Source organism: Acuticoccus sp. MNP-M23 (genome assembly GCF_031195445.1).
Lineage (GTDB): Bacteria > Pseudomonadota > Alphaproteobacteria > Rhizobiales > Amorphaceae > Acuticoccus.
Genome location: NZ_CP133480.1, coordinates 4,372,343 through 4,392,627, shown reverse-complemented (window position 1 = coordinate 4,392,627; position 20,285 = coordinate 4,372,343). Strand labels below are relative to the sequence as shown.

General features: G+C 66.2%; 19 protein-coding genes and 2 tRNA genes. 10 read left to right on the top strand and 11 right to left on the bottom strand.

The genetic code is table 11. The features are described 5' to 3' along the window. Positions 1–15: 15 nt before the first annotated feature. The 7 genes from RDV64_RS20225 to RDV64_RS20195 all read right to left on the bottom strand — a co-directional run bounded on the left by RDV64_RS20225 (position 16) and on the right by RDV64_RS20195 (position 6,286). On the bottom strand, positions 16–1,068 hold the full coding sequence (locus RDV64_RS20225; RefSeq protein WP_309196762.1) for an aldo/keto reductase: 1,053 nt from the start codon (positions 1,066–1,068) through the stop codon (positions 16–18). Beyond that, entirely contained in the window at positions 1,065–1,430 is a 366-nt protein-coding gene (locus RDV64_RS20220; protein WP_309196761.1) for a TIGR04076 family protein, read from the bottom strand. The genes RDV64_RS20225 and RDV64_RS20220 overlap by 4 nt, the downstream gene beginning before the upstream one ends. Positions 1,431–1,589: 159 nt before the next feature. Then, positions 1,590–2,369, bottom strand: a complete 780-nt coding sequence (fabG, locus tag RDV64_RS20215; protein ID WP_309196760.1) for a 3-oxoacyl-ACP reductase FabG — start codon at positions 2,367–2,369, stop codon at positions 1,590–1,592. A gap of 1 nt (position 2,370) precedes the next feature. Beyond that, on the bottom strand, positions 2,371–3,180 hold the full coding sequence (locus RDV64_RS20210) for an ABC transporter permease (RefSeq protein WP_309196759.1): 810 nt from the start codon (positions 3,178–3,180) through the stop codon (positions 2,371–2,373). After that, positions 3,180–4,034 (bottom strand): ABC transporter permease, encoded by an 855-nt coding sequence (locus RDV64_RS20205; protein ID WP_309196758.1) that lies wholly within the window; start codon positions 4,032–4,034, stop codon positions 3,180–3,182. The genes RDV64_RS20210 and RDV64_RS20205 overlap by 1 nt, the downstream gene beginning before the upstream one ends. 1 nt (position 4,035) lies before the next feature. Next, the gene (locus tag RDV64_RS20200) at positions 4,036–5,157 is read right to left on the bottom strand and encodes an ABC transporter ATP-binding protein (RefSeq protein WP_309196757.1); all 1,122 of its coding nucleotides are present in this window, start codon (positions 5,155–5,157) and stop codon (positions 4,036–4,038) included. Beyond that, entirely contained in the window at positions 5,150–6,286 is a 1,137-nt protein-coding gene (locus RDV64_RS20195; RefSeq protein ID WP_309196756.1) for a PotD/PotF family extracellular solute-binding protein, read from the bottom strand. Before RDV64_RS20195 ends, RDV64_RS20200 begins: the two co-directional genes overlap by 8 nt. Positions 6,287–6,475: 189 nt before the next feature. Between RDV64_RS20195 and RDV64_RS20190 the strand changes: the two genes are divergently transcribed. The 3 genes from RDV64_RS20190 to RDV64_RS20180 are packed head-to-tail and all read left to right on the top strand — an operon-like array spanning position 6,476 to position 9,194. Then, the gene (locus tag RDV64_RS20190) at positions 6,476–7,465 is read left to right on the top strand and encodes a phosphotransferase (protein WP_309196755.1); all 990 of its coding nucleotides are present in this window, start codon (positions 6,476–6,478) and stop codon (positions 7,463–7,465) included. A 41-nt stretch (positions 7,466–7,506) separates the two neighbouring features. Further along, entirely contained in the window at positions 7,507–8,799 is a 1,293-nt protein-coding gene (locus RDV64_RS20185; protein ID WP_309196754.1) for an aminotransferase class III-fold pyridoxal phosphate-dependent enzyme, read from the top strand. An 8-nt stretch (positions 8,800–8,807) separates the two neighbouring features. After that, entirely contained in the window at positions 8,808–9,194 is a 387-nt protein-coding gene (locus RDV64_RS20180; protein WP_309196753.1) for a VOC family protein, read from the top strand. Between the two features lie 16 nt (positions 9,195–9,210). Here the strand turns inward: RDV64_RS20180 and fghA are convergent, their stop codons facing one another. Next, positions 9,211–10,047: an S-formylglutathione hydrolase gene (gene fghA / locus RDV64_RS20175; protein WP_309196752.1), complete on the bottom strand. Its 837-nt coding sequence runs from the start codon at positions 10,045–10,047 to the stop codon at positions 9,211–9,213. A gap of 55 nt (positions 10,048–10,102) precedes the next feature. Further along, the gene (locus RDV64_RS20170; RefSeq protein WP_309196751.1) at positions 10,103–11,215 is read right to left on the bottom strand and encodes an S-(hydroxymethyl)glutathione dehydrogenase/class III alcohol dehydrogenase; all 1,113 of its coding nucleotides are present in this window, start codon (positions 11,213–11,215) and stop codon (positions 10,103–10,105) included. Positions 11,216–11,452: 237 nt separating this feature from the next. Here RDV64_RS20170 and RDV64_RS20165 point away from each other — a divergent pair, with 237 nt between their 5' ends. Both RDV64_RS20165 and fdhF read left to right on the top strand, forming a co-directional pair. Then, entirely contained in the window at positions 11,453–13,147 is a 1,695-nt protein-coding gene (locus RDV64_RS20165) for an NADH-ubiquinone oxidoreductase-F iron-sulfur binding region domain-containing protein (RefSeq protein WP_309196750.1), read from the top strand. Continuing rightward, on the top strand, positions 13,144–15,948 hold the full coding sequence (gene fdhF / locus RDV64_RS20160; RefSeq protein WP_309196749.1) for a formate dehydrogenase subunit alpha: 2,805 nt from the start codon (positions 13,144–13,146) through the stop codon (positions 15,946–15,948). Before RDV64_RS20165 ends, fdhF begins: the two co-directional genes overlap by 4 nt. Before the next feature lie 52 nt (positions 15,949–16,000). Here fdhF and RDV64_RS20155 read toward each other — a convergent pair. Beyond that, positions 16,001–16,077 (bottom strand) — tRNA-Val (locus tag RDV64_RS20155). Between the two features lie 234 nt (positions 16,078–16,311). Between RDV64_RS20155 and RDV64_RS20150 the strand changes: the two genes are divergently transcribed. After that, positions 16,312–16,388 (top strand) — tRNA-Asp (locus RDV64_RS20150). A 98-nt stretch (positions 16,389–16,486) separates the two neighbouring features. Here the strand turns inward: RDV64_RS20150 and RDV64_RS20145 are convergent. Continuing rightward, on the bottom strand, positions 16,487–17,998 hold the full coding sequence (locus tag RDV64_RS20145; RefSeq protein WP_309196748.1) for an oligosaccharide flippase family protein: 1,512 nt from the start codon (positions 17,996–17,998) through the stop codon (positions 16,487–16,489). A gap of 306 nt (positions 17,999–18,304) precedes the next feature. Between RDV64_RS20145 and RDV64_RS20140 the strand changes: the two genes are divergently transcribed. Genes RDV64_RS20140 through RDV64_RS20125 form a run of 4 tightly spaced genes read left to right on the top strand, consistent with a single transcriptional unit; the run spans position 18,305 to position 20,275 of the window. Beyond that, positions 18,305–18,670: an NADH-quinone oxidoreductase subunit A gene (locus RDV64_RS20140; RefSeq protein ID WP_309196747.1), complete on the top strand. Its 366-nt coding sequence runs from the start codon at positions 18,305–18,307 to the stop codon at positions 18,668–18,670. After that, a complete protein-coding gene (locus tag RDV64_RS20135; RefSeq protein ID WP_309196746.1) occupies positions 18,661–19,233 on the top strand; it encodes an NADH-quinone oxidoreductase subunit B family protein in 573 nt (190 codons plus the stop codon). Before RDV64_RS20140 ends, RDV64_RS20135 begins: the two co-directional genes overlap by 10 nt. Before the next feature lie 2 nt (positions 19,234–19,235). Then, positions 19,236–19,862: an NADH-quinone oxidoreductase subunit C gene (locus tag RDV64_RS20130; protein ID WP_309196745.1), complete on the top strand. Its 627-nt coding sequence runs from the start codon at positions 19,236–19,238 to the stop codon at positions 19,860–19,862. Continuing rightward, positions 19,862–20,275 carry a GFA family protein gene (locus tag RDV64_RS20125; RefSeq protein WP_309196744.1) on the top strand — a complete coding sequence of 138 codons (414 nt, stop codon included), beginning with the start codon at positions 19,862–19,864 and terminating at the stop codon, positions 20,273–20,275. The genes RDV64_RS20130 and RDV64_RS20125 overlap by 1 nt, the downstream gene beginning before the upstream one ends. Positions 20,276–20,285 lie beyond the last annotated feature (10 nt).

The following is a 20,285-nucleotide window of genomic DNA, read 5'->3' as shown; positions in this document are numbered from 1 at the left end:
CCGCGCCCGCCACCGTCAGGCGGCGTTGAGATTGTACTTCATGATCGAGCCGTGGCGCCCGGTCTTGTCGCGCTCCAGATCGAAGACGTCGCCCTCCAACGGCGTCGCTTCGGCAAGCGCTGCGTCGATTTTTGCGTGGTCTTCGGCATCCAGAACGAGATCGAACAGGGCAGCATGGCGGCCAAGGTGGCCGCCATGGCGCACGCCGACGATGATGCCCGCCACCTGCGGCTCCGCCAGCATCGCCCGCATGGCCACCGAGGCGATGTCCACCCCGTGCCTGTCGGCGATGGCGCGCAGTGTGGCGAGCAATGCCTGAAACGCGTCCCAGCCGCCCATGTCTTCAATGATGAGCCGGTATTTGACCAGCGAGCGGTTTTCGAGCGGGCCGGCTGGCTCGGCAACGCCCAGCCACCTGTCCGACAGGAAGCCGCCCGCCACCGTGCCGTAGCACAGGATCTTGATGTTTCGCTCGGCGCAGAAATCCACCATCCGCTTGGTGGGCCGCCGGTCCAGAAGGGAGAATTGCAGCTGGATCGCCGCGGCATCGAAGCCGGAGGAAACCAGCTCGTCCATGCAGTCCGTGTTGAAGTTGGTGGTGCCGAGGAGGTCGATCTTGCCGGCCTTCTGAAAGTCGGAAAGCCAGCTTGCAACTTCCACGTACCGCTTCACGTCGGTGTCCCACCAGTGGAACTGGACGAGGTCCAGCCGTTCGGCGGACAGCCGCTTCAACGAGCGGTCGATGGTTGCTTCCACGTCCGCCTTGGTGATGGTCGCAAGCTTGCCAAGGTCCGGCACGCACTTGGTGTGGACCTTGAGGCGGTCAAGCTGCGCATCGTTGCCGTTCGCCATGGCGTCGCGGCGAAAGTCGCCGATCTTCTCTTCCACGCCGGTGTAGATGTCCGCGCAGTCGAAGGCCGTCACGCCGGCGTCGAGGTAGTCGCCCATCTCGGCGGTGGCGCTGGCGCTGGCCGCATCGCTGTGGCCGGTGGCCAGCTGCCACCCGCCCTTGATGAGGCGGCTGATCTGGTAGCCGGGGCGCAGCGATGCGGTCTCGATGGCGGTCATTTCGTGTCCTTGGCGCCGAGGGGAACGGCGGTTGTGTCGGCGTGGCTGAATGTGCGTTTGCCGATGCGGGTGATCCGCAGCTGGCCGGGGCAGTTCGGGTCCGGACAGGCGACTTCGGCGTCGGTGGACATCCAGTCGTTGGGGGCGGTCTCGCGCTGCTTGGCGGCAATGAGCGGCAGGACGGCGGACAGGGAATAGATGGAAAAGCCCTGTCCGTCCGGCAGATGCAGCATCTCGCCGCGCATCTCGAACCAGTCGCCTTCCTTGCCGCAATAGATCCGGCCCTCGCCGCGGCGCACGATTTCGACGCGAAGGTCGTAAAGCGTGAACGCGTCGGACGGGGCCGCTTCGGGTTCGTTCAATCCACTCGCCTCACTGGAAGGGGGTTGCGCGGGCAAAATTGTTGCGAGCCGCTCGCGCATGATTTCGAGATCGCGGATCAAAAGTCAACGAACGGCGAAGGTTGCCCCCCGCGCGCCGCTGCCATTGCGGACAGGCGGTTTGTCTGATGACCGGCGCGGTCAGATTTCGGCAATGGCATCCAGCGATTCGGGCAGGATCTGCCCGCCATCGACCACAATCTGCTGGCCGGTGACGTAGCCGGCTTCGTCCGACGCGAAGAAGAGCGCCGCGTTGCCGATGTCCTCTACGGCGCCGAGGCGCTTGAGCGGAATGGAGGCGGCCATCGCCTTCATGTAGTCCTCGCCAAGGTCCACCAACCCTTCGGTGATGATGTTGCCCGGCATCACCGCGTTGATGGTGGTGTTGTAGCGGGCAAGCTCCATGGCGGCGGTCTTCAGGAAGCCGAGCTGGCCTGCCTTGGAGGCGCCATAGTGCGCCCAGCCCGGATAGCCCGTGACCGGCCCGGTGATGGATGAGGTGACGACGACCCGCCCCTTGCCCGCCTTCTCGAATGCCGGAATGCACGCCTTGACGCACAGGAACGTGCTTTTCAGGTTGGTCGCCATCACGCCGTCCCACTCGGCGGGGTCCATGTCGACGATCTTGGTCTGCGGGAAGGCGCCGGCATTGGCGCACAGGATGTCGACCCCGCCGAACACTTCGGTGGTTCTGGCGACCATGGCCTGAACCGCGTCCCAGTCGGTCACGTCGGCGGCAAACCACTCGGCGGTGCCGCCGGCCGCGCGCAGCGCTTCCACGGTGGCAAGACCGTCCGCCTCGTTGCGGCCCACCACCATCACCTTGGCGCCGGCTTTGGCGAACACGGCGGCAATTCCCTTGCCGATGCCCTTGGAGGCGCCGGTGACAATGGTGGAACGGCCGGAAATGGGGGTCAGCATGTCAGTCTCCAGGTTCGGTGCGCCGGAGGGCGCGCAGGATCCACGGCACGGTCAGCCCGACGGCGAGCAGCAGCACCGAAGCGGCGATGGACAATATCCCGACGGTGGGCACCAGCGGCGAGTAGCCTGATACCATTTTGGCGTAGAGCCATTCGGGCAGTGTGGAGTCGGCACCCGTGGTGAACAGCGACAGCGGGAAATTGCCCCACGACAGCAGGAAGGCGAACAGCCCGGCCGAGATCACACCCGGCATCAGGAGCGGGATCGTCACTTCGCGCAACGTCACAAAGGTGGAGGCGCCCATGTCGCGCGCGGCCTCTTCCAGCGCGGCATCGAAGGAGTAGGCGCGAATGGCGATGATGAGCGTCGCGATGGGCGCGATCCAGACCAGATGCGCAATCACCGCCGTGTGCCATGAGGGGATGACCCCGATGGCGTTGAACCACATGAGTAGAGCGAGCCCGAGGACCGTCTGCGGAAAAAAGATCGGCAGGAGGATCAACTGCTGGAACGTCTTGCGGAAGCGCCAGTGGTAGCGGGCGAACGCCAGCGCGCCGAAAAAACCCACCAGCATGGAGATGATGGTGACCAGCACCGCGACCTTGAGCGAGGTCGCCACGAGGTCGTGCACCGTGGGGCTTTCGATGGCTTCGGCGTACCAGCCGGTGGCGTATCTGCGGATGGGGAAGGTGAGGTAGCGCGCCTTGGAAACGCTCGCGAACCCGACCGACACCAGCGGCAGGTAAAGGACCAGAATGGCGACAATACCGTAGACGTAGAGCGCAATGGTGGTGGCGCGGGACGGCTTCATCAGCGCTTGCGCCCCATCACCGCATCAAGATCCACCCGGCTGATGCCGAAGAGGGCAAAGGCGCCGATGATGACGATCAGCACGACGGCAATCGCCGACCCCAGCGGCCAGTTCTGCCCGTAGGTGAACGCGGTTTCGATATCGTCGCCAATGACGATGACCGCCTGTCCGCCCAGAAGCTTCGATTCGGCAATGGCGCCCGCGGAGAGAACGAAACAGAGGAGGCACCCCACGACAATGCCGGGGGCGGCCAGCGGCAGTTCGATCTCGCGCAAGATGGTCCAGCGGGAGGCGCCGAGGTCGGCGGCGGCCTGGCGCGCATCGTCCGGCACCATGGCGATCCCCTGTGCCAGCGGAAACAGCATGAACGGGAAATAGACGTAGACGAGACCGAACACGATGACCGGCACGTTGTAGAGGAGGCCGTCGAAGCCCTCGCCGGTCCACGCGCGCCAGTGGCCCTCGATGAGGCCGCCTTTCATGAGCGTCAGCACCCAGCCGAACAAGCGGATGTTTTCGGACACGAACAGCGAGAGGACCACGAAGATGGTCAGGACCAGCGTGAAGCGGCCGAATATTTTTGCCAGGCCGTAGGCCAGCGGCCACGCAACGAGAAAGAGGATGAGTGTCGCCGCCAGCGCCATGCCGAGCGACCATGCGAGCGACTTCCAGTACCCCTGCCGCACGAACTCGGCATAGGACGAGAAATCCGGCGTGTTGGCGAGCGAGAAGACGCCCTGCGGCATGACCGAGAACGCCGCCACCACAAGAAGTGGCGCCAGAAAGCCAAGTCCGAGAAGAACCGCGACGGGTGCTGCCGAAAGGGCGCCAAGGCGGCGGTCGTGTCGTTCCACCTCAGCTCTCCTGAATGATGTGGGCGGTGGCAAGATCCCACCCGAGCCGCACCGGCGCGCCGGGGCCGACATTCACCCGGTCCTCGCGCAGAACTTCGGCGGTGAGCTTGCCGCCGCCGGGCAGGTCTACCTCGTACTGGTGGCGCGAACCGAGCGCATATTCGGTGTGGAGCGTGCCCTCGATGATGGCGTCCGCATCGCCGTCGGGCGGGAGGAAGTGCAGCGTTTCGGGGCGGACGACCAGCGCGCCGCTCTCGCCGGGCGCAAGACCGAGGCGGGCAGCGGCATCCGGATTGAGGGTCACGCCGTCACAGGTCACGCCGGCTTCGGTGGCGCGGATCTCGAAGAGGTTCACCTCGCCCATGAATTCGGCAACGAAGCGGCTTCTGGGCCGGGCATAGATCTCGTCCGGTGTGGCGATCTGCTCGAAGCGGCCGGCGCGCATGATGGCGATCCGGTCCGACATCACCATCGCCTCTTCGAGGCTGTGGGTGATGTAGACGAATGTCTTGCCCGTGCGGTCGTGAAGGTCCTTCAGCTCCTTCTCCAGCGTCTTCCTGAGGCGATAGTCGAGCGCGGAGAGTGGCTCGTCGAAGAACAGGATCTCGGGGTCGAACGCCAGCGCGCGGGCGAGTGCCACGCGCTGCTTCTCGCCGCCGGAGCATTGCTGGATGCGCTTGCCATAATAGTCCGACGGCAGCCGCAGGAGGGCAAGGAGTTCCAGCGCGCGCGCCTTTCTCTCGGCGCTGCCGACGCCGCGGATCTTCAGCGGGAACTCGATGTTCTGGCCCACCGAGCGGTGCGGGAAAAGGGCGAGCGACTGGAACACCATGCAGGTGGGCCGCTTGGCGGCGGGCACGGTGTCGATCCGCTGGTTGCGCAGCCAGATGGTGCCCTCGGTGGGCTCGTCCATCCCCACCAGCAGGCGGATGAGGGTGGACTTGCCGCTGCCCGACGGGCCGACAATGGTCAGGAACTCGCCCTCGCGGACCTTGAGGTCCACGCTGTGCAGCGCGGTAAACGTGCCGAACGTCTTTTCGAGCCCGGCGATGGTGAGGATCGGCTGGTTGGTCTGCGCCGCCGGCTCGGACGGCGCAGTGGTCGCGGCGCCCGTGTCAGCCACGCTTGGCCGCGTTGTAGATTTTCGACAGTTCGTCGTAGGAGGCCACCACCTGGTATTCCACGGAGTTCGCCATCTCCTCCTCAAGGCTGTCCCACTGGATCGCGTCCAGCTCGTCGGCGTCCCACTGGTCGAACACGGCCTGGTCGCCCATCTGGCAGACCGGGTTGTAGGTGCCTTCCGCAAAGCCGACCGCCTTGCAGATTTCGGGCTGCTGGACGAACTCCAGGAAGTCTTCCGCCAGGGTGGACGGATCGGGGTTGTTCACCGCCGACGTCAGCTCGATCCACACCACGCCGCCCTTGCCGTCCAGCGGGCCGGACCTCGGGGTGATGCCGCGAATGTTGGTGAGGCCGTCCAGCCGCGCCGGGGAGGCGGTGTAGGTGCCGCCGGTGAAGTAGGCGTCGATCTCGCCGTTGATGAGCGCTGTGTTCATCGCCACCAGATCGTCGGACAGGAGCTTGGCGCCACCGAAGATGGTTTCGGCGGTGGACTTGAAGGTTTCAAGGCCCGCGCCTTCGATGGGCTTGAACGGGTCCTGGTCGCCCGTCAGGCACATGTGCATGACGTTCCAGTTGTCATAGGTGAGAACGCCGTAGCGGTCCTTCATGGCGGGATCGAGGAACAGCTTCCAGCCCTGGTCCTCGGCCATCTCGCGGCTGATCTTGTCGGTGTTGACCACGAAGGAGAACGGGCCGAAGCGCTGCGGCATGCCGATCAGCTCGCCATCGTCGGCGAAGGCGAGCGGGTAGGGCGGGTTGGTGAACCCGGTCATGTATTTCTCGAAATAGGGCATGAAGCGCGCCTTATCGAGCGGCTTGATCAGGCCTTCGGGGTAAAGCCGCTGGCGGGCCCATGGCTGGTTGAGGTTGATGAGGTCCCACACCTTCACCTCGCCGGCGCGCAGCTTGTTGACCATGTCGGGGTCGGACGTGCCGCTTTCGGCCCGCACCGTTGCGCCGGGGTTGGCGGAGCGGAACGGGGAGAGCACGTCGTCGGTGTTGTACCCTTCCCAGCACAGGATGTTCAGCCGGTCGGACGTCTGGGCCAGCGCGGCGCGGGAGCCGGCGAAGGCGCCCATGCCAGCGAGCGCGGCGGCGCCCTGTGTAAAGCGGCGGCGGGTCAGCGACATGACATTCTCCTTCGGAAGGTTGCGCAAGTGCCGGGGTCGGCCGGCAGCAGAGTTCGCGGCGGGAGGATCGCGATTTGTTAAATGTATCGTGTCCTGCGCAAATTTTCAGCGCAAGAGCAAAATTCTTGCGAAGGTGATGCGGCGCCGATAGCATTTGTACGAACCAGTCGGGAAAGTGAAAAGGCAGAGATGGCGGGGCTTTACGAGGACAAATTCATCGAAGAGCTGCGCCGTGGTGCCCAATCCTTGGTCAGCGAATGGGGGCTGTCGGAGCACGCCGACGTCAGCCTCCTCACCGTGTCGGAGAATGCCACATTCCGGGCCGACGCCGCCGGGCAGGCGCCGGTGATCCTGCGCGTCCACCGGCCCGGCTATCATACGCGGCGCGAGATCGAGTCGGAGCTGGCGTGGATCGAGGCGTTGCGGGCGGACCGGGTGGTGGACATTCCGGCGCCGCTCGTCTGCCGCAGCGGTGGGCACATTGCCGGGTTCGACGCGGACGGCGCGGGGCGGGACGTCGTGGCCTTCGCCTTCATGCCCGGCGTGGAACCGGCGCACGGGGAGGGGCTGGTTGCAGGCTTTCGCCAGCTGGGCGCCATCAATGCGCGGCTCCACGGGCATGCGCGCAGCTGGCAGGCGCCGGAATGGTTCGAGCGCAAGGTCTGGAATTTTGACACGACGGTGGGTGCGCTCCCCCATTGGGGCGACTGGCGGGCCGCCATCGGCCTCACCGCGGAGGGCCGGGCGCTGCTGGAAGAAACCACGACAGTGCTGCGCGACGTTCTGGCGGAATACGGCACCGGCCGCGACCGCTTCGGCCTCATCCACGCAGATCTTCGCCTTGCCAACCTTCTGGTGGACGAGACCGGCCACATCGGCGTGATCGACTTCGACGACTGCGGTTTCGGCTGGTTCATGTACGATTTTGCCGCCGCGGTGTCCTTTTTTGAGGAAGACCCGGCGCTGCCGGCCTGGCAGGCGGCGTGGCTTGAAGGCTATCGCACCGTTGCTCCCGTCAACGCTGCGGAGGAGGCGATGCTGCCCACGTTCGTGATGCTGCGCCGGCTCCTTCTCACCGCCTGGCTTGCCAGCCATGCCGAAACACCCACGGCGCAGGAGCTGGGCGTCGGCTACACCGACGGCACGCTGCGCCTTGCAAAAGCGTATCTTGCCCGATGACCGCAAAACGCATTGCGCCGAAACCGCGACAGATCCTGGACATGAACGCGTTCGACCGCCGGGAGGCCGGGGCGCACGCGGACGGGCTGCTGGCCCGGCGCCTGGCCAATGTGGGCGCCGCATCGGTGCTGTTCTACCGCCAGCCGATCGAGATGGTGGGCGGCCGCGGTGCCTGGCTGGAAGCTGCCGACGGCACGCAATACCTGGACTTCTACAACAACGTTCCGTCGGTCGGTCACGGCCATCCGCGGGTGGTCAAGGCGCTGCAGAAGCAGATCGCAGCGCTCAACATCAACTCGCGCTATCTCCACCGCACCACCGAAACCTACCTGGAGCGGCTGACCGCAACCCTGCCGGACCACCTCTCCAACGTGGCAATGACCTGCACGGGCAGCGAAGCCAACGACCTTGCGATCCGCGTTGCCACCGCCAACACCGGCGGCACCGGCTTCATCGTCACCGAGACGGCGTATCACGGCAACACGTCGGCGGTGATCGAGATCTCGCCGTCGTCGCTGAAGCGTGGCAAGCCGCCGGCCCATGTGAAAACCGTGCCGGCGCCATCGGCACGCAACTATGGCGACGACATCGAGGGCGGCTTTGCGCGCCATGTGAAGCGGGCCATCAACACGCTGAAGCGCCGCGGCTATCCGCTGGCGGGGTTCGTGGCCGACTCGATCTTTTCCAGCGATGGCGTCTACCCCGGTCCGCCCGGCTTTCTGGCACCGGCGGTGGCGGCAGTGCACGCCGCCGGCGGGCTTTATGTTGCCGACGAGGTGCAGCCGGGCTTTGGCCGCACCGGCAACATGTGGGGCTTTGAGCGGCACGGGGTTTCGCCGGATATCGTGACCATGGGAAAGCCGATGGGCAACGGCTACCCGATGGCCGCGATGGTGACCACGCCCGCGCTGCTGGACCGCTTTTGCGAGGATATCGGCTACTTCAACACCTTCGCCGCAACGCCGCCTGCGGCCGCGGCCGGTCTTGCGGTGCTGGAGGTGATCGAGAAGGAGAAGCGCGTTGCCCATGCCGGTACGGTGGGCGCGTATCTGCTGGAGCGGCTGAAGGCCGTGCAGGCCGGTGATGCGCGGCTGGCCGATGTGCGCGGTGCGGGGCTCTTCCTCGGCGCGGACCTTTGCCGCGATGGCGACCCGGCCTTGCCCGATGGCGACCTTGCCACGAGGGTCACCAACGGCCTGCGCGAACGCCGCGTTCTGATCGGCGCCGCCGGACCCGCCGGGCACACCCTCAAGATCCGCCCGCCGCTCTGCCTCACGACCGACGAGGCCGACTTCTTTGCCGACGCACTGGCCGCGACCCTCGCGGCGGTCTGAGAGCGCCCATGGCCATCAACCGCCTCGACCTCGTTGCCGTGGTGGTGCCGGATTATGATGCCGGCATCGCCTTTTACTGCGGCGTTCTGGGCCTCGCGCTGGTGCGCGACGAGAAGGTAGATGAAATGAAGCGCTGGGTGGTCGTGTCCCCCGGCGGAGGCGGTGGGATCCTCCTGGCCCGCGCGGCGGATCAGCGCCAGCAAGGCCGCATCGGCGACCAGACCGGCGGCCGCTGCTTCCTGTTTTTCCACGCGGACGATTTTGCCGCCGACCACGCGTGGCTTCTCGCCGCCGGCGTCGAATTTCTGGAAACGCCGCGCAGCGAGCCCTACGGCATGGTCGCCAAGTTTCGCGACCCGTTCGGCAACGTGATGGACCTGATCGGCCCGGCCTGACGGGCCGCAGGCGCCATCAGCGGCGCTTCAGCCGCTCGGCATGCCAGTCGATGTGGTCTGCCATGAAGCTGGAGATGAAGTAGTAGGAGTGATCGTAGCCGGGCTGCATCCGCAGCTTGAGCGGGATGCTGGCATCGGCGCAGGCCTTTTTCAAAAGCTCCGGCTTGAGCTGCTCGGCCAGAAAATTGTCCGCGTCGCCCTGGTCGACCAGAATGTCCGCGACGCGGGCGCCGTCCTCGATGAGGGCGACCGCATCGTGCCGCCGCCACTGGGCCTTGTCGTTGCCCAGATAGGCCGGAAATGCCTTCTGTCCCCACGGCACCTGCGAGGGCGCCACAATGGGCGCAAATGCGGACACCGAGCGGAAGCGGCGGGGGTGGCGCAGCGCAATGGTGAGCGCGCCGTGCCCGCCCATGGAATGGCCGAAAATGCCCTGGCGCGCCATGTCCACCGGGAAATTGTCGGCAATCGCCTCGGGCAGCTCGTCCTGCACGTAGGTCTTCATGTTGTAATTCTGCGAGAAGGGCTCCTCGGTCGCATCCACGTAAAAGCCGGCGCCCTTGCCAAGGTCGTAGCCGTCCGCATCGGCGACCCCTTCACCGCGGGGGCTGGTGTCGGGGCAGACCACGATGATGCCATGCCTGGCGGCAGCCTTCCGGTACTCGCCCTTTTCCATCACGTTGGCGTGGGTGCAGGTGAGGCCGGACAGGTACCACAGCACGGGACACGGCGAGCGATCGGCCTGCGGCGGCAGGAAGACGGCGAAGGTCATGTCCGTGTCCGTCGCGCGTGACGCGTGCTTGACGACGAGTTGCCGTCCGCCGTGCGCGGCGACTTTCGAGATGATTTCCATGAGCGCTTTCAGTCTGTCGAAGGGGAGCGCCGGCGGCTGGCGCCGGCGCGGCCGGTCAGTAGAGGACGACCGAACGGATCGATTCGCCGGCGTGCATCAGGTCGAAGCCCTTGTTGATGTCGTCGAGCGGCATGGTGTGGGTGATGAGATCGTCGATGTTGATCTTCCCCTCCATGTACCAGTCGACGATCCTGGGCACATCGGTCCGTCCGCGGGCGCCGCCGAATGCTGAGCCGCGCCAGACGCGGCCGGTGACGAGCTGGAACGGCCGGGTGGCAATTTCGGCGCCTGCCGGGGCAACGCCGATGATGACCGATTCGCCCCACCCCTTGTGGCAGCACTCCAGCGCCTGGCGCATGGTGTGGACGTTGCCGATGCACTCGAACGAGTAGTCCACGCCGCCGTTGGTGAGGTCGGTGATGGCCTGGACCACCTTGTCGCGGCCCACCTTGTCCGGGTTGATGAAGTCGGTCATGCCGAACTTCCGGGCCAGCGCCACCTTGTCCTCGTTGAGGTCGATGCCGATGATCCTGTCGCAGCCGGCCATCTTCGCGCCCTGGATGACGTTGAGGCCGATGCCGCCAAGGCCGAACACGGCCACGTTGGATCCGATCTCGCATTTGGCGGTGTAGATCACCGCGCCAATGCCGGTGGTCACGCCGCAGCCGATGTAGCAGACCTTGTCGAACGGCGCGTCTTCGCGAATCTTCGCGAGGCTGATTTCGGGCAGCACCGAGTAGTTGGAGAAGGTGGAGCAGCCCATGTAGTGGTAAAGCGGCTTGCCGTTGATGGAAAAGCGGCTGGTGCCGTCCGGCATCAGGCCTTGGCCCTGCGTGGAGCGGACCTTCTGGCAAAGGTTGGTCTTGGGGTTGAGGCAGTATTCGCACTCGCGGCATTCGGCCGTATAGAGCGGAATGACGTGGTCGCCCTTTTTCAGATGCTTCACACCGGGGCCGACGTCGACCACAACGCCCGCGCCTTCGTGGCCCAGAATGGCCGGGAAAATGCCTTCAGGGTCGGCGCCGGAGCGGGTGAACTCGTCGGTGTGGCAGATGCCTGTGGCCTTCATCTCGACCAGCACCTCGCCCTCCCTCGGCCCTTCGAGCTGTACGGTTGTCACCTCGAGCGGCTTGTTCGCCTCGAAGGCGACGGCGGCGCGGCAATCCATAGCAATAATCCCTGATCGTGCGGTGTTAAGGCGGTTCCGGGCGGAGGCTTACAACTTCACCGATCTGATGCAAGCGAGCAGCAGAATGGAGGGCGGACGAAGTGTCGGATCGTGCTGCCTCCGCAAGGCTGTTCGGGCCGCATTTGCGCAGAGCGCCGCCTGCTGCGAATGCACTCTCGACGCGGACCGCGCAAATGGGCAGTCTTCGAATTATTCCAGCTGGGGAAAGCGGTTCTGATGTCTGAAGTCATCGTCGAGGGACGTCGCGGAGAGCGGCACGCCCGGCGCAATCCGGCAACGCCGAAGGGGCGGCAGGTGGACGAGACCGCGCTGGCCGACGTGCACGCGCTGCTCGGCCCGTTGCCGATCCGGCGTGACCTTCTGATCGAGGCGCTGCATCTGATCCAGGACGGCACCGGATGCCTTCGCGCCCGCCATCTGGCGGCCCTTGCCGAGATCTTTCGGCTGTCGCAGGCCGACGTTCATGCGGTGGCAAGCTTCTACCACCATTTCGAAATCGTGGCCGACGATGACGTCCCGCCGCCCGTCACCATCCGGATCTGCGACGGGCTGCCCTGTCAGATGGCGGGCGCCGCGGCGCTGACGGAAGCGGTCACGGCGCGCGCCGACCCTGCGCGGCTTCGCGTCGTCACCGTGCCCTGCATCGGCCGCTGCGACACGGCGCCCGCGGCCCATGTGGGCCACCGCGCGGTCGACCGTGCCAGCGCCGAATGGCTGTTCAACGTGGCGTCCGGCCCGCTCGCCGCCCGCGTGCCGGACTACGAAAGCCTGTCCGCCTACCGCGATGCCGGCGGCTATCAGACGCTGGCGCGCGTCCTGTCCGGCGAAATCAGCCGTGAAGACGCCATCGCCGCCATGTCGGACTCAAAGCTGCGGGGCCTTGGCGGCGCGGGGTTCCCGGCTGGCAAGAAGTGGGGTTTCGTGCGCGGCTATCCAGGTCCGCGTCTGATGACCATCAACGGCGACGAGGGCGAGCCCGGCACCTTCAAGGACCGCTACTGGCTGGAGCGGCACCCGCACCGGATGCTGGAGGGCGCGCTCATTGCCGCGCATGTGGTGGAGGCGGAGCGCATCTATCTTTACATGCGCGACGAGTATCAGGCGGTGCTCCAGATCCTGCGCAGCGAAATTGCGGCGTTGCAGTCCGCCGGGCTTTCCCGCCATGCGCCCATCGAGTTGCGGCGGGGCGCGGGCGCCTACATCTGCGGCGAAGAATCCGCGATGATCGAGAGCATCGAGGGCAAGCGCGGTCTGCCCCGCCACCGGCCGCCCTACATTGCCGAAGTCGGCCTGTTCGGCAGGCCGACGCTCAATCACAATATCGAAACGCTGCTTTGGGTGCCGACCATCCTGTCAGACGGGGCGGAGGCCTTTGCCGCCAAGGGATGGGACGAGAACCACGCCGGCCTGCGTTCCTATTCCGTCTCCGGCCGTGTCGCCGAGCCGGGGGTGAAGCTCGCCCCTGCCGGCATTCCGGTGATCCGGCTGATCGAGGATTATTGCGGCGGCATGGCACCGGGGCAAAGGCTGAAGGCCTTCCTGCCGGGCGGTGCATCGGGCGGCATTCTGCCGGCGTCCATGGCCGATCTTCCGCTCGATTTCGGCACGTTTGAAAGGCATGGCGGCTTCGTCGGCAGCCATGCGCTCATCGTGCTGTCCGACCAGGACTCCATCCACGACGCGGCGGTGAACCTGATGCGCTTTTTCCGGCACGAAAGCTGCGGCCAGTGCACCCCGTGCCGCTCCGGCACCGACAAGATGGTGCGCATGCTGGAGGCAGGCGATCTCGACCGCGACCTTGCCGAGGAGCTGATGGTGGTGATGCGCGACAGTTCCATCTGCGGCCTGGGGCAGGCAGCGTCCAACTCCGTTGCCCACCTTCTGCGTCATTTTCCGGAGGACGTGCTTTGAACGCGCCTGTCCCTGCGCTGAAGACCATCGCATTCACGCTCGACGGCGAAGCGGTGGAGGCACTCCCCGGCGAAACGCTGTTTGCGGTCGCCGCGCGCCACGGCAAGGAAATCCCGCACCTTTGCCACCGACCGGAACCCGGCTACGTGCCGGACGGCAACTGCCGCGCCTGCATGGTGGAGGTGGAGGGCGAACGGGTGCTGACCGCCTCCTGCGTCCGAACGCCGACCGAGGGCATGAATGTCCACACCGCCAATGCGCGAGTGGAAAAGAACCGCGCGCTGGTGTTCGAGCTTCTGGCGGCCGACATGCCGGCAAAGGCCGAGGGGCCTGACCCGGAGGCGCCGTTCTGGCAGCAGGCCGCGCTTGCCGGCATGAGCGAGACGGCGCGCTTTCCCTCCGGCCGTCCGGGCGCGGGGCAGGGCATTCCGGTGGAAAGCATCTTTCACGATGCCTCGCACCCGTCCATCGCCGTCAACCTCGATGCCTGCATCGCCTGCAATCTGTGCGAACGGGCCTGCCAGGACGTGCAGTCCAACGATGTGATCGCAATGGCAAGCCGCGGCATGGCGGCGATGCCCGCGTTCGACCTGTCGGACCCGATGGGCGTTTCCACGTGCGTCGCGTGCGGGGAGTGCGTGCAGGCGTGCCCCACCGGCGCCCTGATGGAACGCACCCTGATGGACGAAACCGCCACCAGACGCACCGTCTACCCGGACCAGATTGCCCACTCGGTCTGTCCGTTCTGCGGCGTCGGCTGCCAGACCGAGATTTCGGTGGCGGATGGCCGCATCGCCAAGGTGGACGGGCGCGACGGGCCTGCCAACCGCAACCGCCTGTGCGTCAAGGGGCGGTTCGGCTTCGACTACGTGATGAGCCCGGAACGGCTCACCCGCCCGCTGATCCGGCGCGACGATGCACCCAAGGCCGGCGATATGCGCCTTGCCTACGCCGACCGGCTCAGCGTCTTCCGTGAGGCGAGCTGGGAAGAGGCGATCGAGCGCGCAGCCGCCGGCTTCCGGACCATTCTGGCCGCGCAAGGCGGGCACGCGCTCGCCGGCTTCGGTTCGGCCAAAGGCACCAACGAGGAGGCCTATCTCTTCCAGAAGCTGATCCGGCAGGGGTTCGGCACGAACAATGTCGACCATTGCACGCGGCTTTGCCACGCGTCGTCGGTGGCGGCGCTGATGGAGGGGGTGGGCTCCGGCGCGGTGTCGGCGCCCTTCACCGCAGCCGACGAGTCCGACTGCATTGTGGTGATCGGCGCGCGGCCGGAGCAGAACCACCCCGTGGCCGCAACCTTCCTCAAGGCCGCGGCCAAGCGCGGCGCCAAGCTCATCGTCATCGACCCCCGGCGGCAGGGGCTGATGCGCCATGCCACCCACGCCGTCACCTTCACGCCGGGGCGGGACGTGGCGCTCCTCAACGCGATGCTCCACACCATCATCGCCGAGAACCTGACGGACCGGCAGTACATTCAGGCCAATGTGGACGGCTACGAGGCGCTGGCGGCCAAGGTGCAGGAATTTTCGCCCGAAGCGATGGCGCCCGTGTGCGGCGTGCCGGCCGCCGAGATCCGCGCAATCGCGCGCACCTACGCGCAGGCCGAGCGGGCAATCATCTTCTGGGGCATGGGGATCAGCCAGCATGTCCACGGGACGGACAATTCCCGCGCGCTGATCGCGCTGGCACTGGTCACCGGGCACATCGGCCGGCCGGGCACCGGGCTCCACCCGCTGCGCGGCCAGAACAACGTTCAGGGCGCATCCGACGCCGGGCTCGTTCCGATGCTCTACCCCGACTACAAGTCGGCCAGCGACGCCGATGTGCGCGCCCGCTACGAGGACGCCTGGGGCCGCGCCCTCGATCCGCGCTCCGGGCTGACCGTGGTGGAGATCATGGACGCGATCCACGAGGGCGACATCCGCGGCATGTACGTCATGGGCGAAAACCCCGCGATGTCGGATCCGGACCAGACGCGGGCGCGCGCCGCGCTCGCCATGCTCGACCATCTGGTGGTGCAGGACATCTTCCTCACCGAAACGGCCTTTCATGCCGACGTGATCTTCCCTGCTTCGGCGCAGGCGGAGAAGTGGGGCACCACCACCAACACCAACCGCCAGGTGCAGATGAACCGCGCGGCGCTGGAGCCGCCCGGCGAGGCGCGCCAGGACCTCGACCTCATCATTGCGCTCGCCAACGCGCTGGGCCTTGGCTGGCAATACGGCCATGTGTCCGACGTCTACACCGAGATGGCGAGCCACATGCCATCGCTGAACCACATTTCGTGGGCGCGGGTGGAGGCGGAGGGGTCGGTGACCTATCCCGCCGCAGCGGACGATGCGCCGGGCGCCGAAATCATCTTCCGCGATGGTTTCCCGACGGCGGACGGGCGGGGCCGGCTCGTCCCCACCGATCTCGTGCCGCCCGACGAGCTGCCTGACGATGCCTATCCCATGATCCTCACCACGGGGCGCCTTCTGGAGCACTGGCACACCGGGGCGATGACCCGGCGCGCCACCGCGCTGGAGGCGCAGGAGCCGGTGGCGACGGTGTCGATGCATCCGCGCGATATCGGCATCCAGCATCTTTCGGCCGGTGCGCGGGTGCGGGTGGAAACCCGGCGGGGCGCTGTCTCGCTGGTTCTGCGCGCGGACCGGGACGTGACGCCGGGAATGCTGTTCATCCCGTTCTGCTTCGGCGAGGCGCCGGCGAACGTGCTGACCAACCCGCAGCTGGACCCCGTGGGAAAGATTCCGGAGTTCAAGTTCTGCGCGGCGCGGGTGTCTTCTGCACCGTGAGACGGGGCGGGCGGCGCCTTCGCCATGGTGCGAAGCTGGCGTTGCCGGCGCGTGGTGGGCGGTGAGAGATTCGAACTCCCGACCTACTGGGTGTAAACCAGCCGCTCTAACCAGCTGAGCTAACCGCCCGGCGCCCGCCGTGCAGCGCGCGGCCGATCCCTATGCCGTTTGCGGCCCCGGCTGCAAGCCTTCTTCTCGTTTCGCCGCCGATCAGCGTTTCAATTTCTGTCAGGCGGCTTGCTGCGCCGCGTCTGTGGATAAGTTTGCCGGCTGAAAAGAATGGCGTTATCCGCGCCAAACCCGCTTGACAGAAAAGGGGGCTGGGCTTAGTCAGCGGCCATCGGAGCGGCGACGCTCCGTTGCGGGGGTGTAGCTCAGTTGGTTAGAGTGCCGGCCTGTCACGCCGGAGGTCGCGGGTTCGAGCCCCGTCACTCCCGCCACCGCAAACAAGACTGCTCAGCCCGAAAAAAACTGATCGTCCTGTCGGTGCCCGAGGCACAAGCCTTCCTTCAATCAAATCGTTCAGCGGCCCGTCCGCTCATTTGCGCAAGCGGCCGGCAAGCGCCTGCCGCGCCCAGCCTCGGGCCCGCGACGAGAGTGCCGCCACCAGCGCGCCATAGATGATCGCCCCCACGCCGACGCCGACGCCAAGCACCACAATTTTGGGCGCGCTTCCCAGCATCGCTGCGACCAGCACATTCACGGCCACTGCCATCACCACGGCGGCAAGGAGTTGCGGTGCCATGGCCCGCAGCGGCGCCAGCGGGCGAACGCCGAGGCTGCGTGACAGCGCCCGCATCGCGTAGCTTGCCTCCGCAACGTCGCCCACGGCCCGCGCCAGCCCGGCGCCGAGGCCGGAAAGGCCAGCAGCGACGGTTGCCGCCAGCGTGACCAGCATGGCACCAAGTCCCATCAGGCGCTGCGTGAAAAGGTGCGCGGGGCTGCCTCTGGCATTGAGCGCGGTCGCCACCAGATCGAGCGGGATGATGAGCGCCGAACCTATGGCGAGCACCCGCACGATGGGGACCGATTCGTCCCACCCGGTGCCCACCACCACCTCGATGAAGAGACCGGCCACCGCCGCAATTCCCAGGAAGGCCGGAAAGGCGAGCATCGACACGACGGCAAGGGTGTTGAGAAAGACCCTGGCAAAGTCTGCCTGCTCCACACGGGCGCGAAAGAAGCTGAAGGCGATGTTGTGGGAGACCGAGCGGGCCACGCCGCGCATCGGGTCGGTCAGGCGCAGCGCCATCGAAAAATAGCCCACCGCCGCGACGCTGAAAAACGTCGCCACCGCGTAGTTGAGCACCATGTAGGAGCCGTCGGTCGCAAGGCGCTGCCCGAGCGAGAACGACGAGAAGTGCGCCAGTTCCCGGATTGGCGCCAGCCGCAGCCGCGGGAGAAGCAGCACGCCGCTGGCGAGCGCAAGGTTGACCGCAACCGCGCTCACCATGATCACCCGCAGCGCCACCACCGCCCAGGGCCCGGCACCAAGCGCTGCAAGGCCGATGGCACCCGCCGCCCCCAGTGCCGCCCCGATCAGCTCGCCGCGCGCGATCACCTGGAATCGCTTGCGCCGGCGCACCAGTGCCGTGGCCGTGGTGGTGATGCTGTTGGCGTAGATGGAGACGCAGCCGAAGGCAAAGAGGGGCCAGAAGGCCGGTTCGTCGAACAGCGGTCCGGCAACGACGGCCAGAATGGCCGCAACCGCAATGATTGCGGTGGTGAAGAGCCACGACGCGCCGATCACGGCCTCAAGGTGGATCTTGCGCAAGACCTTGCGCTGCGCGAGCGCTTCCTCGAACGCATCGCCGCCGGCAAATACGGTGAGCAGGACCACAATGCTGGTGATCAGGCTGGCAAGGCCGAATTCGGCTGGCGTCAGGAAACGCGCCAGGACGATTGTGGCACCAAGGAGAATGACGATTCGCGCCATGGCCCCGGCCAGAAGCGCACCGACCCAGCCGGCGACGCGGCGCATCGGCCCGCCGGCATCTGCGGTCGGCGGGGCAGGGGCGTCGCCGCCGGGGCTTTTTTCGGAATCGTACACGGCTTTGCCTTCGTCGGGGGCAGGTGGCGCCCAGCATTCCCCCTCCGGCGCCGGTCGCACAACATGGGGCGCGGCGAATCGCTGCCCTTTTGGCGCGCGTGTGTCCTGCCTGCCCGGTGCCCGCAAGGCCGCCAGCATGACCGAAAAGAGCGTTTCAGGCTGTCCCCGCCGTTGCATCCGGCGTGGCACAGAGGCATCGTTTGGGTGCAGCGCACTGAACGTGCCTTGCGACGCCGCGCCCTTTGAGTCATTCCAACTCCAGCGCTACATGCGATACAGGTCGCGCCAACAGACTTTGGGGACGTCATGGAACAGCTTCTGGCGAGCTATCTGCCGGTCATCATTTTTATCGGGGTGGCGACCGTGCTGTGCGCGGTGCTGCTGGCGGTGCCCTTCGTGGTCGCCTACAAGAGCCCGGATGCGGAGAAGCTGTCGGCCTACGAGTGCGGCTTCAACGCATTTGACGACGCGCGCATGAAGTTCGATGTCCGGTTCTATCTGGTCGCGATCCTGTTCATCATCTTCGACCTTGAGGTTGCGTTCCTGTTCCCGTGGATCCTGTCGTTCGACGCGATCGGCTGGTTCGGGTTCGGCTCGGTGATGATGTTCCTGTCGATCCTGACGATCGGTTTTGTGTACGAGTGGAAGAAAGGGGCGCTTGAATGGAATTGACGTCTGACAAGCCGCTGCTGGACGAGCGCGGCGCCAAACGCCCTCTGGACACCGTCGGCAACAAGCCGGACGACGCGTTCTTCGCCTCCGTCAACGACGAACTTCAGGACAAGGGCTTCCTCGTCACCTCGTCCGAGGCGCTGATCCAGTGGGCGCGCACCGGCTCGCTCATGTGGATGACGTTCGGCCTTGCATGCTGCGCGGTCGAGATGATGCAGATGTCGATGCCGCGCTATGATGCGGAGCGGTTCGGCTTTGCGCCGCGCGCATCCCCGCGCCAGTCCGACGTGATGATCGTCGCCGGCACGCTCACCAACAAGATGGCCCCCGCGCTGCGCAAGGTCTACGACCAGATGCCCGAGCCGCGCTACGTCATCTCCATGGGGTCGTGCGCCAACGGCGGCGGCTACTACCATTATTCCTATTCGGTGGTGCGCGGCTGTGACCGTGTCGTCCCCGTCGACATTTATGTGCCCGGGTGCCCGCCCACGGCAGAGGCGCTGCTTTACGGCGTGCTTCTGTTGCAGCGGAAGATCCGCCGCACCGGCACGATCGAGCGCTGATCATGAGCAGCTACGTTGAAGACAGGGACACGCTGACCGAGCTGGCCGACATGGTGAAGACGGCAAAGGACGAGGTTGTCCTTGGCCACGAGATCAAGTTCGATCAGCTGACCCTGCACATCACGCGCGACGGCCTTGCCGACGTTGTGCGCTTTTTGCGCGACGATCCGCGGGCCGGCTTCGTCAACCTGGTCGACATCTGCGCGGTGGACTGGCCGGCGCGGCCCGAGCGGTTCGACGTGGTGTACCACTTCCTGTCGCCGGTCCAGAATTTGCGGATCCGCCTCAAGCTCACCACCGACGAGCGCACGCCCGTCCCGTCGCTGACGCGCCTGTTCCCGGCGGCCGACTGGTACGAACGCGAGGCCTACGATCTCTACGGCGTGATATTCTCCGAGCACCCGGACCTTCGCCGCATCCTCACCGACTACGGCTTCGACGGGCACCCCTTGCGCAAGGACTTCCCGCTGACCGGCTTTGTGGAAGTGCGCTACGACGACGAAGCCAAGCGCGTGGTCTACGAGCCGGTGAAGCTCGCCCAGCAGTTCCGCGACTTCGACTTCCTGTCCCCCTGGGAAGGCACCGACTATGTGCTGCCGGGCGACGAGAAAGCGGAGAATAAAAGCTGATGGCGGACGCAAAAACCGGCCGCTGCCAGTGCGGCGCCGTCACCTTCACCACAACGCTGAAGAAAGACGACATCGGCGCGTGCCATTGCTCGATGTGCCGCCGCATCTCCGCCGGGCCGTTCATCGCAGTCGACGCGGCGAGCCTCGATTTTGCGGACGGCGCGCCTGTGACTGTCTATGATTCCTCCGAGTGGGCGACACGCTCCTTCTGCGCCCGATGCGGCACGACTCTCGCATGGCGCTCCAGGGACGGCGCGATGATCGAACTCAACGTCTTCACGCTGGACGAGCCGCCGGCCGTTCCGCTTTCGACCGAGATCTTCATCGACCAGAAGCCGGACACCTATGCCTTCGCCGGCGACACCCACAAGATGACCGGTGCCGAAGTGATGGCGCTGGCTGGGGGACAATAGACCATGCAGC

Bases quoted from the DNA above. Each gene is read 5' to 3' on its own strand.
- RDV64_RS20225 (WP_309196762.1), bottom strand. From the start codon at position 1,068: ATGACCGCCATCGAGACCGCATCGCTGCGCCCCGGCTACCAGATCAGC.
- fabG (WP_309196760.1), bottom strand. From the start codon at position 2,369: ATGCTGACCCCCATTTCCGGCCGTTCCACCATTGTCACCGGCGCCTCC.
- RDV64_RS20210 (WP_309196759.1), bottom strand. From the start codon at position 3,180: ATGAAGCCGTCCCGCGCCACCACCATTGCGCTCTACGTCTACGGTATT.
- RDV64_RS20195 (WP_309196756.1), bottom strand. From the start codon at position 6,286: ATGTCGCTGACCCGCCGCCGCTTTACACAGGGCGCCGCCGCGCTCGCT.
- RDV64_RS20190 (WP_309196755.1), top strand. From the start codon at position 6,476: ATGGCGGGGCTTTACGAGGACAAATTCATCGAAGAGCTGCGCCGTGGT.
- RDV64_RS20185 (WP_309196754.1), top strand. From the start codon at position 7,507: ATGAACGCGTTCGACCGCCGGGAGGCCGGGGCGCACGCGGACGGGCTG.
- RDV64_RS20180 (WP_309196753.1), top strand. From the start codon at position 8,808: ATGGCCATCAACCGCCTCGACCTCGTTGCCGTGGTGGTGCCGGATTAT.
- fghA (WP_309196752.1), bottom strand. From the start codon at position 10,047: ATGGAAATCATCTCGAAAGTCGCCGCGCACGGCGGACGGCAACTCGTC.
- RDV64_RS20170 (WP_309196751.1), bottom strand. From the start codon at position 11,215: ATGGATTGCCGCGCCGCCGTCGCCTTCGAGGCGAACAAGCCGCTCGAG.
- RDV64_RS20165 (WP_309196750.1), top strand. From the start codon at position 11,453: ATGTCTGAAGTCATCGTCGAGGGACGTCGCGGAGAGCGGCACGCCCGG.
- RDV64_RS20140 (WP_309196747.1), top strand. From the start codon at position 18,305: ATGGAACAGCTTCTGGCGAGCTATCTGCCGGTCATCATTTTTATCGGG.
- RDV64_RS20135 (WP_309196746.1), top strand. From the start codon at position 18,661: ATGGAATTGACGTCTGACAAGCCGCTGCTGGACGAGCGCGGCGCCAAA.
- RDV64_RS20130 (WP_309196745.1), top strand. From the start codon at position 19,236: ATGAGCAGCTACGTTGAAGACAGGGACACGCTGACCGAGCTGGCCGAC.
- RDV64_RS20125 (WP_309196744.1), top strand. From the start codon at position 19,862: ATGGCGGACGCAAAAACCGGCCGCTGCCAGTGCGGCGCCGTCACCTTC.